The sequence below is a fragment of the Streptomyces sp. NPDC034103 genome, from assembly GCF_055575395.1.
Genome location: NZ_JBVISS010000006.1, coordinates 195,910 through 211,856, shown reverse-complemented (window position 1 = coordinate 211,856; position 15,947 = coordinate 195,910). Strand labels below are relative to the sequence as shown.

The 15,947-nt window shown below is 73.1% G+C and carries 13 protein-coding genes, 1 tRNA gene and 1 pseudogene; 10 read left to right on the top strand and 5 right to left on the bottom strand.

Annotated elements, in window-relative coordinates:
* Positions 1-184 precede the first annotated feature (184 nt).
* Positions 185-1,615, top strand: a complete 1,431-nt coding sequence (locus tag ACZ56U_RS15075) for a hypothetical protein (RefSeq protein ID WP_469084445.1) — start codon at positions 185-187, stop codon at positions 1,613-1,615.
* Here the strand turns inward: ACZ56U_RS15075 and ACZ56U_RS15070 are convergent.
* The gene (locus ACZ56U_RS15070; protein ID WP_469084444.1) at positions 1,612-2,208 is read right to left on the bottom strand and encodes a histidine phosphatase family protein; all 597 of its coding nucleotides are present in this window, start codon (positions 2,206-2,208) and stop codon (positions 1,612-1,614) included. The genes ACZ56U_RS15075 and ACZ56U_RS15070 overlap by 4 nt on opposite strands.
* A gap of 189 nt (positions 2,209-2,397) precedes the next feature.
* Here ACZ56U_RS15070 and ACZ56U_RS15065 point away from each other — a divergent pair, with 189 nt between their 5' ends.
* From ACZ56U_RS15065 to ACZ56U_RS15035, 7 genes are all read left to right on the top strand, one after another.
* A complete protein-coding gene (locus tag ACZ56U_RS15065; protein WP_469084443.1) occupies positions 2,398-3,351 on the top strand; it encodes a phosphatase PAP2 family protein in 954 nt (317 codons plus the stop codon).
* Positions 3,302-4,456 (top strand): hypothetical protein, encoded by a 1,155-nt coding sequence (locus ACZ56U_RS15060; protein ID WP_469084442.1) that lies wholly within the window; start codon positions 3,302-3,304, stop codon positions 4,454-4,456. Before ACZ56U_RS15065 ends, ACZ56U_RS15060 begins: the two co-directional genes overlap by 50 nt.
* Positions 4,447-6,033 carry a hypothetical protein gene (locus tag ACZ56U_RS15055; RefSeq protein ID WP_469084441.1) on the top strand — a complete coding sequence of 529 codons (1,587 nt, stop codon included), beginning with the start codon at positions 4,447-4,449 and terminating at the stop codon, positions 6,031-6,033. The genes ACZ56U_RS15060 and ACZ56U_RS15055 overlap by 10 nt, the downstream gene beginning before the upstream one ends.
* On the top strand, positions 6,030-7,364 hold the full coding sequence (locus tag ACZ56U_RS15050; protein ID WP_469084440.1) for an AAA domain-containing protein: 1,335 nt from the start codon (positions 6,030-6,032) through the stop codon (positions 7,362-7,364). Before ACZ56U_RS15055 ends, ACZ56U_RS15050 begins: the two co-directional genes overlap by 4 nt.
* 332 nt (positions 7,365-7,696) lie before the next feature.
* Positions 7,697-8,062, top strand: coding sequence for a hypothetical protein (locus ACZ56U_RS15045; protein WP_469084439.1), 366 nt, complete (start codon positions 7,697-7,699; stop codon positions 8,060-8,062).
* 107 nt (positions 8,063-8,169) lie between these two features.
* Positions 8,170-8,766, top strand: a complete 597-nt coding sequence (locus ACZ56U_RS15040; protein ID WP_469084438.1) for a bifunctional DNA primase/polymerase — start codon at positions 8,170-8,172, stop codon at positions 8,764-8,766.
* A tRNA-Lys gene (locus ACZ56U_RS15035) sits at positions 8,757-8,830 on the top strand. Before ACZ56U_RS15040 ends, ACZ56U_RS15035 begins: the two co-directional genes overlap by 10 nt.
* Positions 8,831-8,968: 138 nt before the next feature.
* On the opposite strand, the gene ACZ56U_RS15030 is transcribed toward ACZ56U_RS15035, so the two are convergent.
* Positions 8,969-10,240: a M6 family metalloprotease domain-containing protein gene (locus ACZ56U_RS15030; RefSeq protein ID WP_469084437.1), complete on the bottom strand. Its 1,272-nt coding sequence runs from the start codon at positions 10,238-10,240 to the stop codon at positions 8,969-8,971.
* A 283-nt stretch (positions 10,241-10,523) separates the two neighbouring features.
* Between ACZ56U_RS15030 and ACZ56U_RS15025 the strand changes: the two genes are divergently transcribed.
* Positions 10,524-12,341, top strand: coding sequence for a putative bifunctional diguanylate cyclase/phosphodiesterase (locus ACZ56U_RS15025; RefSeq protein WP_469084436.1), 1,818 nt, complete (start codon positions 10,524-10,526; stop codon positions 12,339-12,341).
* On the opposite strand, the gene ACZ56U_RS15020 is transcribed toward ACZ56U_RS15025, so the two are convergent.
* From ACZ56U_RS15020 to ACZ56U_RS15010, 3 genes and pseudogenes are all read right to left on the bottom strand, one after another.
* Positions 12,320-13,408, bottom strand: coding sequence for an LLM class flavin-dependent oxidoreductase (locus ACZ56U_RS15020; RefSeq protein WP_469084435.1), 1,089 nt, complete (start codon positions 13,406-13,408; stop codon positions 12,320-12,322). The genes ACZ56U_RS15025 and ACZ56U_RS15020 overlap by 22 nt on opposite strands.
* 207 nt (positions 13,409-13,615) lie before the next feature.
* Complete coding sequence (locus ACZ56U_RS15015) at positions 13,616-14,347, bottom strand: maleate cis-trans isomerase family protein (protein ID WP_469084434.1); 732 nt, start codon at positions 14,345-14,347, stop codon at positions 13,616-13,618.
* A pseudogene (locus ACZ56U_RS15010) lies at positions 14,344-14,514 on the bottom strand (maleate cis-trans isomerase family protein); the annotation flags it as partial. The pseudogene ACZ56U_RS15010 and the gene ACZ56U_RS15015, both read right to left, overlap by 4 nt.
* A gap of 246 nt (positions 14,515-14,760) precedes the next feature.
* On the opposite strand from ACZ56U_RS15010, the gene ACZ56U_RS15005 reads away from it, so the two are divergent.
* On the top strand, positions 14,761-15,708 hold the full coding sequence (locus ACZ56U_RS15005; protein ID WP_469084433.1) for a D-2-hydroxyacid dehydrogenase: 948 nt from the start codon (positions 14,761-14,763) through the stop codon (positions 15,706-15,708).
* The last annotated feature ends 239 nt before the right edge of the window (positions 15,709-15,947 follow it).

Here is a 15,947-nt window from a genome sequence, read left to right as displayed (position 1 = left end):
CAAGTCAGCCGCAAAGGATGGCAGTTCATGGCGGATCGTGGATGAGATATCCGGTTTGTAGCCAAACATCGCGTGGCGGGTCCGGCACAGCGGGTACGTTCTTGCCCGCCGGAAACAGGGTGTCACACGCACAACTCACCTCGAATCCGGCATGGTTCGACGGTTCGCACGAGAGGACCCGGCCATGGCGTCGTCAACGATGACCTCGTCCCAGTACCCCAGGCCGCCGCGGCCGAACCTCGCGTTCCGGGAACTGCGCGGACCGCGCTCCCCGGCCGAGTTCGCCGCGGCGGTACGACGGGCCGCCCGCGAGATCGGCGAGCGGGTCAGCTGTGACGCGCGCTATGTGGGCCGGGTCGAGGCGGGCGAGATCCGCTGCCCCAACTACGCGTACGAGCGGGTGTTCCTGCACATGTTCCCCGGCCGCACGCTCACCGACCTGGGGTTCGCGCCCCGCGCGTCCGTACGCGGACGTGGGGCGCGCACCCACGAGGTCGCGCCCCCGGCACTCATCACGAGCGCCGCGGGTGAGACCCGGGGAGCGTACGAGCCGTATGACACGCAGGACCCCTACGAGCGGTACGACAACGAGGAGAGCGACGTGCTGCGTCGCGCATTCATGACCGGCGGGGGCGCCACGGTGGCCGCCGCCTCACTGAGCCCCATCGGGCTCGCCTTCGACGCCGCGGCGGCGGAACGCCCCGTGCGCCGGGTCGGCACGGGCGAGGCGGACGCCCTGGAAGAGGCGGTCCGCAGGATCCGGCTGCTGGACGACCGGCACGGCGCGGACGGGCTGTACCGGCGCGCGGCGGCCCCGCTGCACGCCGCGTACGCGCTGCTGGACGCCGGCGCGACCCGGCAGACGACCGCCGACCGGCTGCACTCGGGAGCGGGTGAACTCGCCATCTCGGTGGGCTGGCTGGCGCACGACTCGGGGCGCTACGACGACGCGCGCTCCCACTACACGGAGGCCCTCGCGACCGCCCGGGTGACCGGCGACGCCGCCCTGGAGACGCACGCCTTCTGCAACGCGGCCTTCCTCGCGCGCGATGCGGGACGCCCGCGGGAGGCCCTGCGCGCCGCGCAGGCCGCGCAGCGGGTCGGACGCGGCCTCGGCTCCGCCCGGCTGATGTCGCTGCTCGCGCTGCGCGAGGCGGGCGGCTGGGCCGGGCTCGCCGACCGCACCGCCTGCGAACAGGCGCTCACCCGCGCCCAGGCCCTCTACGAGCGGGGCCCCTCGGACGCCGACCCCGAATGGATGAGCTTCTACGGCGAGGCCGAGCTGGAGGGCCTGGAGGCGCAGTGCTGGTCGACCCTGGGCGACTGGCCCCGGGCGGCCCGGCACGCGCGGCGGGCGGCGCGGCTCCAGGACCCGCACTTCACCCGGAACATCGCCCTGTATACGGCCGAGCTGGCGGACGACCTGGCGCGCGGCGGGCGGCCCGACGAGGCCGCGGCGGCGGGCATGCGGGTGCTGGATCTGCTGGGCGAGGTCCAGTCGTCGCGGATCGAGGCGATGCTGGCGGGAACCGCGCGCGTGCTGTCGCCGCACCGGCGGACCGCGGGGGTCTCGGTGTTCCTGGAGCGCCACGCGGGTCTGCCGAGATCCGCCTAACCGGCCAGATGCCCCAGGTCGTTCCAGCTCTCGATCGCCGGCTCCCCGTACGCCCATCCGAGCACCGACAGGGAGGTCGGGTTCAGCCGGACGCGGGCGGCGAAGTCCAGGGGCAGGCCCAGCCAGCGCGCGCCTATGGAGCGCAGAATGTGCCCGTGCGCGAAGACCAGGACGTCCCGGTCCGCGGCACGGGCCCAGGCGACCACCTCGTCCGCGCGGGCGGTCATCTCGGCGAGGGTCTCCCCCTCGGGGACGCCGTCGCGCCAGATGAGCCAGCCGGGTCGAATGGCCTTGATGGCGTCCGGCGTCATACCCTCGTACGCGCCGTAGTCCCACTCCATGAGCGTGTCCCAGGTGCTCGCGCGCTCGCCGAACCCGGCGAGTTCGCACGTCTCACGCGCGCGTGACAGGGGGCTGGTGCGCACCTCGACACCCGGAAGTCCGTCGAGCGGCGCTCGGTGCAGGCGCTCGCCCAGGAGCTTCGCACCGCGGCGGCCCTCCTCCAGGAGCGGCACATCGGTCCTGCCGGTGTGCTTCCCGGCCAGCGACCACTCGGTCTGTCCGTGCCGGGCCAGCAGGATGCGCGGTGCCATGGGGTGAGCGCCTTTCGAGGAAAACATGGGCGGGCTCCCCCCATCATCCCGCACCCTGTGCGGGGGCAACCCGCCGGGCGATCTCTGCGTCCTAGAGGGCCGGGGGCCACTCAGCAGGGCGAACACATACACCGTAAAGTGGTAAGACCGGGCAACCGGACGCCGCAACAAGAAGGGGGAGGCGATCGGATGCCGCACGCCGAGACACCAGGCCTCGAGGCAGCCGCGCGCACTCGCCTGCGCTGGTGGACCGAGCTGCCGTTGATCCTCCTGGTGTACGCCTGCTACTCGGCGGGCCGGCTCCTCGCGCGCGGCGACGTCACGCACGCCGTCGACCACGGCCTGGCGATCCTGAAGGTGGAGAAGGTCCTCCACATCAACGCCGAGCACCCGCTCAACCGGCTGTTCACCAACGAGGCCTGGATCGGCGTACCGGCCGACTTCTGGTACGCGTCGCTGCACTACCTGGTCACCCCGGTGATCCTGATCTGGCTCTTCCGGTCCCGCGCGGTGCGCTACCGCGCGGCCCGCACCTGGCTGATGACGTCGACCTTCATCGGTCTGATCGGCTTCACCCTGCTGCCGACCTGCCCGCCCCGACTGCTCGCGCGGAGCCACGGCTTCGTCGACACGATGGCCCAGTACAGCTCGTACGGCTGGTGGGGCGGCGAGGCCAGCGCGCCGCGCGGCATGGGCGGCATGACCAACCAGTACGCGGCCATGCCGAGCCTGCACGTGGGCTGGGCCCTGTGGTGCGGCGTCATGCTGTGGCGCCACGGCGGAACGCGTACGGCGAAGGCCGCCGGTGTCGCCTACCCGCTGATCACCACGATCGTGGTGATGGGCACCGCCAACCACTACTTCCTCGACGCCGTCGCGGGCGCCGCCGCCATGGGTGTCGGACTGCTGCTGACGCCGTTCGTGATGCGGGGCGCGGACCGGCTCAGGGCGCGCGCGACGCTGGTCCTCACGCCCGCCGCGGTGGCCACTGCCGGCACCCACGCCTCAATTGTCAGTGCCGGATGCCAGACTTCCGCGGGTGAGCGAATTCCACGGCAGCGCGAGTCACGGCTCGCAGCCGGAGCCGAGCCGAGTGCCTCTCCCACGGACGCGGGGGACGGCGCTCCGGCAACAGCTCGCTGAGCTGCGCGGTCCCGACGTACCGGCCAAGGCGCTGGATGCCCGCGCCCTGGCCGCCCTCGCCGCCAACCCGGGCTGCAGACGGCGCGCCATCCTCGACGGCGCCGGGGTGAACAAGGCGGCGCTGGCGGGCGCGCTCGGCGCGCCGTCGGCGTTCGGTCAGTCGCAGTTCGCGCTCACCCGGGGCAACGCCTTCGAGGCGAAGGTCAAGGCGGACGGCGGCGCCGAGCTGCTGCGACTGGTCCACGAGACACTGGACCGCCGGGCCGAGGCGCCCACCGGCGCGCGTGTGCCCGACCTCACCGCGATCGGCCCCGAGGGGCGCGCGGCGCGTACGGCGCTGGCGCTGCGCGAGGCCACCGAGGCGGCCGGCGTCTGGACGCTGCTGGACCACCCCATGCTCGCCCTCGACGTCGCGGGCTCCCCCGCCTTCCTGGAGCCGGACGCGGTGGTGGTGCACCCGGACGGCACCTGGACGGTCGTGGAGATCAAGTCCTTCCCGATGCTGGACGGCTCGGCGGACCCGGCGAAGGTGGGCGCGGCGGCCCGCCAGGCGGCGGTGTACGTGCTGGCCCTGGAGCAGGTCGCCGCCCGGCTCCAGCCCGCGCCCGAGGTGCGCCGGCGGGTGCTCCTGGTCTGCCCGAAGGACTTCTCCAACCTGCCCACCGCGTCCGCCGTCGACATCCGCAAGCAGCGCGCGGTGACCGACCGGCAGCTGACCCGGCTCACCCGCATCCAGGACATCGCCGACGCCCTCCCCAAGGGCACCTGCTTCGACCCCGCGCGGCCCGCCGAGGAGCTGACGGCGGCCGTCGAGGCGGTCCCGGCGACCTACGCGCCCGAGTGCCTGGCCGCGTGCGAGCTGGCCTTCCACTGCCGGCAGCGCTCCCGCGAGGCCGGCGCGGTGACGGCCCTGGGCCGTTCCGTGCGTGCCGAGCTCGGCGGCCTGACCACCGTGGCGGACGTCCTGGCGGCGGCCCGCGGTGAGGCCGGTGACCCTCGGGACCCGGCGGTGGCGGCCCTGCGCAGGGCGGCGGAGCTGCGGGCCGAGGCGCTGGGGGCGGCTCCGGCGGCACGGGAAGCACGGGAGGCACCGGTATGTCGCTGATGGCCACCCTCGCCCGCCTGGAAGCCGTCAGCACCGGCCGCGCCCAGCCCTCCGCCACCGTCCGGCACCGGCACCTCTCCGAGGCCCCCCTGGTCCTCGTGCCGCTCACCACCGCCGGTGAGGCCGGTGCCCCGCTCGGCGCGCTCGTCGGCACCGACCGGGACGCCCCGCGCCTGCTGGTCGTACCGCAACCGCGCGACCGCGATCTGCGGTTCGCGTTCCTGGCCGAGCTGGCGGACATCGTGCTGCCGTACATCGACACCTACGCGGAGGCCGTCGAGGCGGCCGAGCGCAACGAGACCGATCCGGAGACCGGCAAGCGGGTCAAGGTCGAGGTCGAGCTGTGCGCGGACGCCCCGCAGCTGATCGTGCCGAGCCGCGCGGGCATCGACCTCATCCGGCTGCTGGGACGCTCCACGCGCTTTCGGCGTACGGCCGAGCAGGACCCGGAGTCCCCGCACCCCGCGCCCCCGCGCGTGCCGTTGCTCGGCCGGTGGCTGACCCACTTCGGGGAGCGGGCCCGGGTACCGGGCTCCTCGTTGCTACTCGCCGCGACGGAGCTGCTGTCCCGGCACTGGGCGACCGGCCAGTCCACGCTGGAGGACCAGCATCTGGGCGCGCTGCTCGCCTGGATCGACCCCCCGGCGGGTGCGACGGGCGCGCAGGCCGCGCTGGAGGCCGAGCTGGCCCGGGACGCGCACGGCCAGCTGCTGCACCCGCCGGCCGGCCCGGCCACCGACCCGGCGTTCGACAACAAACTGCTCGCGCCCGCCATCGAACGCTACGACCGCGCGCGGACCGCGCTCGCCGCCGCCGAGGACGGTCTGGAGGCGGACGACCGGCTCGGTGACCTCACCGCCGCCGAGCGCGCGATCAGGGAGCTGGTCGAGAGCCGGACCCTGCCCACCTGGGACGCGGTGTGGCGCGGCCTGGACCTGCTGCGGACGCTGCCGGAGGGGGCGCGCGTCGAGGAGCGCTGGACCCGGGACCGCTGGTCCTTCACCAGCCACCGGGACCGGGTCCTGGCCGGCGAGCCCCCGCAGCCGCGCCGCGACGACGCGGTGACGGCCGCCAACAAGCTCGCCACCCGCGAGCGCGAACAGGCCCGTCTGGAGGCGCAGGAGGCGCTGGACGACCCGCTGGTGATGGCCGGGCGGCGGCTGGCCGGGGAGGCGTTCGCGGGCGAGGTCACGGATGTCGTGATGGCGTACAGCGAGGGCAGGCGCCCCAGCCCGCGCCCGCTGGTGACGGTCCGCACCGACGACCGCCCGTATCTCGCGGAGCGCGCGAAGGTGTACCGCTCGCTGAACGGCAAGCCGCAGGCGGCCGAGGTCGTGGACCACCAGGGCGACTGTGTCGTCCTGCGCGTCCTGGACAGGATGGGCCGTGGCAAGGAGCCCGAGGCGGGTTCCTTGCCGGAGAAGGGCGACCGGCTCTGCTTCACCCTGTTCGAGCACGAGCAGCGGGGTGGCGCGAAGCTGCCCGACCCCGAGGACACGCCCTGGACGCACGGCGGGCCGCCCGGCGAGGCCGTGCAGGAGGCCGCCGACCGCATGACCGAGGAGGACGTCCTGTGACCACGGTCTTCGACCCCGGCGCGGCCGCGACGCAGGCCACCGAGGAGATCCTCCACGACACCCTGCACAGTGACCGGCGGGGTGTCGTCGTCGACTCCCCGCCCGGCGCGGGCAAGTCCACGCTCGTCGTCCGCGCGGCGCTCGAACTGGCCGAGGCGGGGCGCCCGCTGATGGTGGTCGCGCAGACGAACGCCCAGGTCGACGACCTGGTGCTGCGGCTCGCCGAGAAGAATCCGGACCTGCCGGTGGGCCGGCTGCACAGTAGTGACGCCGACCCGTACGACAAGGCGCTGGACGAACTGGCGAACGTACGCAAGTCGGCGAAGCCGGCGGATCTGGCCGGACTCCCGGTCACGCTCTCCACCGCCGCGAAGTGGGCGCACGTCAAGGTCGACGAGCCGTGGCGGCACGCGATCGTCGACGAGGCGTACCAGATGCGCTCGGACTCGCTGCTGGCCGTGGCGGGCCTCTTCGAGCGGGCGCTGTTCGTGGGCGATCCGGGGCAGCTGGACCCGTTCGCGATCGTGGGCAGCGAGCAGTGGGCGGGGCTGTCGTACGACCCGTCGGCGTCGGCGGTGACGACACTGCTGGCGCACAACCCGGAGCTGCCGCAGCACCGCCTGCCGGTGTCCTGGCGGCTCCCGGCGTCGGCGGCGCAGCTGGTGTCGGACGCCTTCTACCCGTTCACGCCGTTCCGCAGCGGCACCGACCACGGGGACCGGAGCCTCGCCTTCGCGGTCCCGTCGGACGGCTCGGGTCCGGACCGGGTGATCGACGAGGCGGCGGTGTCGGGCTGGGGCCTGCTGGAGCTGCCCGCCCGGCACACCCCGCGCACCGACCCGGAGGCGGTGCGGGCGGTGGCGACGGTGGTGCGCCGGCTGCTGGACCGGGGCGGCGCGGCGACCTCGGAGCGCTCACCGGACCCGGCCCCGCTCACCGCCGACCGCATCGCCGTGGGCACCGCCCACCGCGACCAGGCGGCGGCAGTCCGCGCGGCCCTCGCCGAGCTGGGCGTGACCCAGGTGACGGTCGACACGGCGAACCGGTTGCAGGGCCGCGAGTACGACGTCACGGTCGTCCTCCACCCGCTCTCCGGACGCCCCGACGCGACCGCCTTCCACCTGGAGACGGGCCGCCTGTGCGTCCTCGCCTCCCGCCATCGCCACGCCTGCATCGTGGTCTGCCGCGCGGGCGTGAGCGACCTCCTGGACGACTACCCGTCGACGGAACCGGTCCAGCTGGGAACGCTGGTGAAGTTCCCGGACGGCTGGGAGGCGAACCACGCGGTCCTGGCCCGACTGGGCGAGCACCGGGTCGCCTGGCGCCCCTGACCGCCGCTCCGGCACCTGCCGGACAGACGACCACCGCGACGCCGCCCCACCCGCCGGACGGAGTCCGGCACGCCGCCAGAGGCGGCCGATGGTCGCAGCCCCGGACGGCTGGGAGGCGAACCACGCGGTCCTGGCCCGACTGGGCGAGCACCGGGTTGCCTGGCGCCCCTGACCACCCCTCCGGCACCTGCCCGACGGCGATCCACCGGAGGCGATGCGGGTGGAGGGGCGGCCTTGAGTCAGGTTCTGACGCCTACTTGCGGGGGCGCGAGACAATGGACGACGGCCCGGTCCGCAGAAGGGTCGTCGGTAGCGTACGAGGAGGACAAGACATGGCGGAGCCCACGCCGCGTCGTAATGAACCGCGGCTACGCCCCGCGCCCCTGCTCTTCGAGCCCGCGGAGGCGGCCGCCGATCCGGAGCACTTCTTCGACCTGGAGTCCATCGACGACCCCAGGGCGCTGCTGGCCCGGGCGACGGAGCTGACGCACGCCTTCCGGGCGGCAACGGACCGTGCCGTGGAGTTCCAGGCGATCGCGGCGGCCCAGCTGGCAGACCCGCGGCGGTTCGACCGGCTGACGACCGCGGACATCGCGGAGCGGGCCGAGTGGACCGAGGACTATGCCAAGAAGATGGTGGAGTTCGGCCGGGACCTGATGCGGGGCGCCGAGGGCAAGGGCGCCATCGACCCTGCGTAAAGCTCTGGCATATGCCAGGGGAGCAAGATACTCCCCCGCCCGCTCCCCTGTCCCGGTTTCCGGCAACCCTCTGAGACGGAACTCTCACGCGCGGTACACCTGGAGTCATGAGCGACACAGGCAAGGAGCTCTTCTCCGACCGTTCGGACGCCAGCGGGGTCACCGCGGACGGGGCCGACTGGCTCGCGTCGGCGGGAACGTATCCGCGGAGCACGCTGGCCTTCTGGCGGGAGCGCCCGGACGCCCCGGTCGTCCTGCCCTGCGGCGGCGTCTTCGACGTGGTCAGCGTCCCCGCGGTCTTCGGGCGCCGGATGCTGGACCAGCTGTGGGACGAGGGGCCGGGTTCGGGACCGGTCGCGGTGTTCCGGGGCCGGATGCTGCTGTTCGCCGCGCCGCGCACCGCGCACCGGTTGCCGTCGCTGCTGCGGTGGGAGGAGTTCGGCCGCACCGGGGCGGTTCCGCCACTGCTGTGCCACGGCACCGGCGACGCGGTGACCGTCCCCGCGCCGAGGCCCACGGGCGCCTCCACGACCCCGTTCGACAGCCGCTGGCTGGTCGCCCCGGACACCCGTCACCCCTGGCTGCCGGGCCCCGAGATCCTGCTGTGGGCGGCCGTACGGGCGGCCCGCGCGGCCGTGCGGATATCGATTTTTCCCCCAGCCGATCAGGATGCTAAGGTCTACGACGTCAGCAGGCGCCGCTAGCTCAGTTGGTTAGAGCAGCTGACTCTTAATCAGCGGGTCCGGGGTTCGAGTCCCTGGCGGCGCACGACATCGACAGCGAGGCATGTTCGCAGAAAGCGCGAACATGCCTCGCTGTCGTCATTTCTGCGCGGCTTCGCCGCGCGCTGTGGGGGCTTCGCCACCCACACCCCCTCCCCGGCACGCAATGACCCCAGACCAGAACTCACCCGGTCGTCGTGATCCGCACCGTCCACTGGCCCGAGGCCGTCCGGCCCTCCGCTTCCACCCGTACGGTCGTCCCCGGCACCGTGAAGCTCTCGCCGAGGGTGACGGGGGCGTCCGCGAGCGGGGGGTAGACCGAGTCCTCCCAGCAGGCCTCGGTGCGGGGGTGGGCGTCGATCACCTGGACCGGGCCGCCGCCCGAGGCGGAGCCGGCGTGGACGCGGTAGACGAGGACGCCCTCACGGCAGGTCGCCGTGTCGTTGCCGACCGCGCCGCGCGCCTCGAAGGCGAGCGCGCTGTCGGGCCCGGTGCGGACGACCGCGAGCTTGGTGCCCCGGCCCAGGCCGAAGGCGGCGCCCCCGGCCGGTGCGCCCGCCCCGAGCGGCTCCAGCGTCAGCCGGGTCGAGCCCGGTACGCACGCCACCTGGCGCGGTTCCAGCCAGCCCAGCTTCCACTTGTGCCAGGCGAACAGGTCCGGCGCCAGGCCGAACTGGCTGCCCATCAGGTCCCAGTCGCCGACGTAGGTGTCCCAGTCGCCCTTGCCGTCCACCGGGCGGTGGTAGAGGTCCGGCAGGTCGAAGACGTGCCCGGTCTCGTGGGCCAGCACGAGCCGGTCCGGCGGGTGGTTCTCGAAGACCGTGACGACCCGGCGGATGTCCGTGCCGTCCGCGCGCAGCGGGGTGTCCAGGTTGACGACCTTCGTGGCGTCGGAGTCCACGCCGGGCGCGTCCGGGTCGGCCACGAAGTAGACGACGTCGTAGCGGGAGAAGTCCACCTCACCGTCCGCCGCGGCCAGCGCGTCGCGCAGGTAGGCGGCCCGGTGGTAGGCGTTCCAGTCGCGCTGTATGGCGTAGGCCGTGGACGAGCGCGGCATCCCGATCCAGTGCCGGAGCGGATGCGGGCGCAGGGTGAACCTGCCGTAGGAGGCCTGCTCGAAGAAGCGGCTGGTGGCCGGGAAGTGGTCGGCGGCCAGTTCGTCCGGGGTGGTGCGCGGGGTCGCGTCCGGGAAGGACAGGAACACCATCACCGCGTCCAGGTCGCGGGTCGGACGCGGATAGGTGTGGTTCCAGGTGTCCAGACCCTCGGAGTGGTGCGCCTGGGTGCGGGGCAGGGCACACGGTTCGGCCGAGAAGGGTTCGGCGGCCGAGGGACCGGTGATGAGAGAGGTGGCGGCCAATGCCGACAGGGTGGTGAACACGGCCGCGGTGCTGCGCAGTCGGGGGCGCTGGAAAGGGCGCGGCACAGGGACCTCCGGGTGCGGTTCGCGGGACACCGCACCCAGCTTGTGGTTAATTGTCGTACTGCGTCCTGTTTGTCTGCACCAGACGAGTGAGTACGGCGAAGAAGCGTCAGAAGCGACACCCCGAATCGCTCACGGAACGTCACACCTGGTCGAGCGCCCTCAACAAGCCGTCCAGGTAAGGGCAGAAACGATCTGCCAGAAGGGCCGGTCGTTCCGGGACACTGGACGATGGCTGGAAGGGGTGGGGGTCAGCCTCTATGATCGGCACACTTTCCTGCACGGACAGAGATCGAGTGCACTGCGGGAGCGAACGGTGAGCGGAACCTCCGAAGGGCCGGCGCCCGCGGCAGATCTCGACCGGGCGGTCGTCACGGACAGTGACTTCAGTACGTCTCCTCGTACGGAAACCCCGACGTACCGGTCGGCGTTCACGGCCGCGCCGCTGGCCATGGCCGTCGTGGACCGCGACGGCCTGGTCGTCGGCGCCAACGGAACGCTGGGCGAGCTCCTCGGCTGCGCGCCCGAGGTGCTGACCGGGAAGTGCGCCGCCGAGCTGGTCGACCTGGCCTCGGACACCCGGACCTGGCACGCCTACCAGGAGGTGCTGCGCGGCCGGCAGGCCAGACTGCGCTGCACGCGCCGGCTCAAGCACCCCGACGGCCGGTCGGTGTGGGTGCAGATCATGGTCGCGCCGCTGGGCACGGGCGAGCCCGGTGTGCTGCTGTCGCTCGTCGACATCAGCTCCCAGCGTGAACTCCAGGCCCGGCTGCGGCACTTGCAGATGCACGACCCGGTGACCCGGCTGCCCAACCGGACCCTGTTCTTCGAGCGGCTCTCGGCCGCGCTGGAGGTGGAGTCGTACGCACAGGGCGGCACCGGGCGGATCGGGCTGTGCTACCTCGACCTCGACGGCTTCAAGGCGATCAACGACACCCTCGGCCACCGCGTCGGCGACCGGCTGCTGGCGGCGGTGGCGGAACGGCTGACGCGCTGCGCCGACGAGGCCGGCCTCACCCGGGGCAGCGTGCCGCTGGTGGCCAGACTCGGCGGCGACGAATTCGCCCTGCTGGTCGAGGACTCGACCGGCACCGACCAGCTGGCGGACCTCGCCGAGGCCGTCCTGAAGGCGGTCCAGGCGCCCTTCGACATCTCCGGCCGGCGGCTGTCGGTCTCGGCGTCGATCGGCGTCGTGGAGCGGCACGCGGCCGGCACCACCCCCACCGCCCTGGTGCAGGCCGCCGACACGACCCTGTACTGGGCCAAGGCCGACGGCAAGTCCCGCTGGACGCTCTTCGACCCGGAGCGCAACGCCCACCAGATGACCCGCCAGGCCCTCGCCTCCACGCTCCGCCCGGCCATCGAGCGCGGTGAGTTCGTGCTCGAGTACCAGCCGCTGGTCGGGATGGAGGACGGCTGGCTGCGCGGTGTCGAGGCGCTGGTGCGCTGGAACCATCCGCAGTTCGGCATGCTGACGCCGAATCGGTTCATCGGACTGGCCGAGGAGGACGGCTCGATCGTCCAGCTCGGCCGCTGGGTGCTGGCCACCGCGTGCCGTCAGGCACGGCGGTGGCAGCTGGACCACCCCGACGAGCCGCCGATCTTCGTCAGCGTCAACGTCGCGGTCCGCCAGGTCTGGGACTCCGACCTGGTCGCCGACGTCGCCGAGATCCTCGCGGAGACGGGCCTGGCCCCCGGGCTGCTCCAGCTGGAGCTGACGGAGTCGGCGGTCATGGGTTCGGCGGGCCGGCCGCTCCAGGTGCTCCAGGCGCTGAGCGACATGGGTGTCCACATCGCCATCGACGACTTCGGCACCGGCTACTCCAACCTCGCCTACCTCAGCCGCCTGCCGGTCGCGGTCCTCAAGCTGGACGGCTCCTTCGTGCGCGGCTTCCAGTACGAGGGGACGGGCGCCTCGCCCAACCCCGCCGACGAGGTCGTCGTCGAGGCGATGATCCAGCTGGCCCACCGGCTCGGGCTGACCGTCACCGCGGAGTGCGTGGAGACCTCGGCGCAGGCCTCCCGGCTGCGCCGCATCGGCTGCGACACCGGCCAGGGGTGGCTGTACTCGCGGCCGGTGGCGCCGGATCGTATCTCCGCGTTGCTGACCGGTCAGGCGGTCGGCAGGCCGTAGGCGTCCGCGATCAGTTCGTAGGAGCGCAGGCGCAGCTCCCCGCTGTGGGCGTGGGACGTGATCATGAGCTCGTCGGCGCCGGTGCGCTTGCGCAGGTCGTCGAGGCCGGAGCGGACCTCGTCGGCGGTGCCGTGGACGACGTTGGCGTTCCAGGACGCGACGAACTCGCGTTCCATGGGGCTGAAGTCGTAGGCCTCCGCCTCTTCCGGGGTCGGGACGAGGCCCGGGCGGCCGGTGCGCAGGCGGACCATGTTCAGACTCGCGGCCAGCACCTGGCGGCGGGCCTCCTTCTCGTCGTCCGTGGCCAGGGCGGAGACGCCGATGAGGGCGTACGGCTCCTGAAGGACCGCGCTCGGGCGGAAGGACTCGCGGTAGAGGTCAAGGGCCGGGACGGTGTTCTGCGCCGAGAAGTGGTGGGCGAAGGCGAAGGGCAGACCGAGGGTGGCGGCCAGGCGGGCGCTGAAGCCGGAGGAGCCCAGCAGCCAGATCGGGGGGCGGTGCGGGGACTGGACGCCGCCGGGGGACGTCGACTGGACGGGGCCGGGGACCGCGTGGATACGGCGGTAGGGGTGGCCGTCGGGGAAGTCGTCGTCCAGGAAGCGGGTCAGCTCGACGAGCTGCTCGGGGAAGTCGTCGGCGCCCTCGTTGAGGCGTTCGCTGCGGCGCAGGGCCGCTGCCGTGGCGCCGTCGGTGCCGGGGGCGCGGCCGAGGCCCAGGTCGACGCGGCCCGGGGCCATCGCCTCCAGGGTGCCGAACTGCTCCGCGATGACCAGCGGGGCGTGGTTGGGCAGCATGACGCCGCCCGAGCCGAGCCGGATGCGGTCGGTGTGGGCGGCGAGGTGGGCGAGGATCACGGCGGGGGACGAGGAGGCGACACCGGGCATGGAGTGGTGCTCGGCGACCCAGTAGCGGTGGAAGCCGCGGGACTCCGTCAGCTTGGCGAGGGCGACGCTGGTGCGCAGGGCGTCGGTGGCGGTGCGGCCGGCGCCGACCGTGACGAGGTCGAGTACGGAGAGGGGGGTGGGGGCGGTGCCGTGGGTCGTTCCCCGAATCTCGTCTGCCGTCACTGGGGTGCCTCCTGTGGTGGGTGCCGTGCGCTGTTCCTCGGCCGATAACAGGAGGGGGGCTCCGTTTTATTCCATCGACCCCGCCGCCCTATCCCGTCCCACCCCGGGGCCCCCGGACCCCCGCTTCGGTCCTGAACGGGGCCTCGTCCTCGGACGCGGGACGGGCGGGAAACGATCCCGCCCGTCCGGCGTTCGCGAGGGAACCGGCTACACCTGCACGATCGGTTCCCTGGTGAACAGCGCGCCCAGGTTCGGCGCGTTCACCCGGCGCTCCGCCAGGCGCAGGCCTTCCCAGACCGTGACCAGGTTGGCCGTGAGGACCGGCTTGCCGAGTTCCTTCTCCAGGGCGGCGACGTGCGCGGCTGTGCGCAGGGCCGTGTCCGGGAGCAGCAGGGCGTCGGCCTCCGCCGCGTCCGCCTGCCGCGCCAGGGTGAAGACCTCCTCCTCGCCCCACGCGCCGACCTCGGCGGCCGTGATGATGCCGGCGCCCTTCAGGCCCGTCACCTCCAGGCCGCCCGCCCGCAGGAAGTCCGCGAAGAGCTCCGCCACGTCGTCCGGGTAGGTCGCCGCGATCGCCACCCGCCGCGCCCCGACCTCCTGGGCGGCGTGCACGAAGGCGAACGAGGTCGAGGAGGCCGGCATGCCCGCGGTGCGGGCGAGGGTGCGGACCTGCTCATGGGCGCCCTCCCAGCCGTAGACGAAACTGCCGCTCGTGCAGGCCCACACCACCGACTCGGCGCCCGCCAGGCGCAGCTCCTCGACGCCGGCCGCGAGGCGCGCCTCGGAGCCCATGCGGCGCAGGGCGTCGGGGCGGTGGGCATCCTCGCCGATGTCGGTGTGGACCACGTCCAGGCGGATGTCGCTGCCCAGGAGCTGCTCGATGCGCGGGTAGTCGTCCTCGGCGGAGTGGCCCGGGTAGAGAAATCCGAGTGCGGTCATGTCCAGCCTTCCTGCTGCTCTTCGTCCGGCGGTACGGGGCGCACGGGGCCGGTCCTGGCCGCCCGATCGATCAGCGCCTGGTACGGCCCCACCGCTCGGGTACCCAATCGGCGCAACGCCGCCCACATCGTCACCTGGTTGGTTGAGATCACCGGGATCCGCAGCTCCGGTAGGGGACCTTCCTGTGCCTGGTCAGGCCCGTGAAGGCGCAGGCGCTGGTGAAGGGGTGACGACGCCGACACCGCGGTGGTTGGCGTGGTCCGCCGAGAGAGGAGACGTCCATGGCAGCACACCGGGCTCACGGTGAGAGACAGAGCGGCAACGGAATGTGCACACGCCTGTGTTGACGGCGGTGGGTTCGGGTGCGAGCGTGGTCGATCCGCGCATGTCGGACGCCCGAGGAACGGTTTGCGATGACCGCCCCCACCCTTCTCGTGCTGGACGCCCATCCCCTCCCCCGTCTCGGCAGCCTCACCGGCCGCGCCCGTGTCGAGCACGCGGACGCCTCGACGCTGGCCGAGCGGCTGCCGTACGCCGATGTCCTGCTGGTGTGGGACTTCACCTCGACGGCGGTGCGCGCGGCCTGGCCGGGCGAGGGGCCGCGGCCGCGCTGGGTGCACACGGCGAGCGCGGGCGTGGACCATCTGATGTGCCCCGAACTCGCCACGTCCGACACGGTGGTGACCAACGCGCGCGGGGTCTTCGACCAGCCGGTCGCGGAGTACGTCGCCGCGCTCGTCCTGGCGATGGCGAAGGATCTGCCGCGGACGCTGGACCTCCAGCGGGAGCGGGTGTGGCGGCACCGGGAGTCGGGACGGGTGGCCGGGACAAGGGCGGTGATCGTCGGCTCGGGACCGATCGGCCGGGCGATCGCCCGTACGCTCAAGGCACTCGGGGTCACCACGGCGGTCGTCGGCCGTACCCCGCGCACCGGTGTCCACGGGCCCGGGGACCTGGACCGGCTGATCGGCCGGGCCGACTGGGTGATCGCGGCGGCGCCGCTGACCGAGGAGACCCAAGGGATGTTCGACGCCCGGCGGTTCGGGGTGATGCAGCCGTCGGCGCGGTTCGTGAACGTCGGGCGGGGGCAGCTGGTCGTCGAGGAGGCGCTGGCGGACGCGCTGCGCAAGCGGTGGATCTCCGGGGCGGCGTTGGATGTGTTCGAGCGCGAACCCCTCGGCCCCGACAGCCCGTTGTGGCAGGTCCCCGATCTGATCGTGTCCCCGCACATGAGCGGTGACGCGGTGGGCTGGCGGGACGAACTCGGCGCGCAGTTCCTTCAGTTGTACGACCTGTGGGCGGCGGGCAAGCCGCTGCCGAACGTGGTCGACAAGAAGCGCGGGTACGTACCAGGGCACTGACTCGGACGGTCCCGGGCACCCAGCCGACTTCGCCGTTCAGGACGAGGTCGTGGCGCTCGCGGAAGAGGGCGAGGCCGACGACGGCCGTGCCCGCGCGCAGCTCGCGGTCGTAGCCGTGAGACGTGCTGCCGAGCTCCGAGCCCGTGACGGAGAAAGCGCCGGTCCAGACCTCGCCGGTCGGAATCGGGCTCGAATCGGTCGGCATAAGTCACATCCGGTCGGGTAGCTGCGCCGCCATG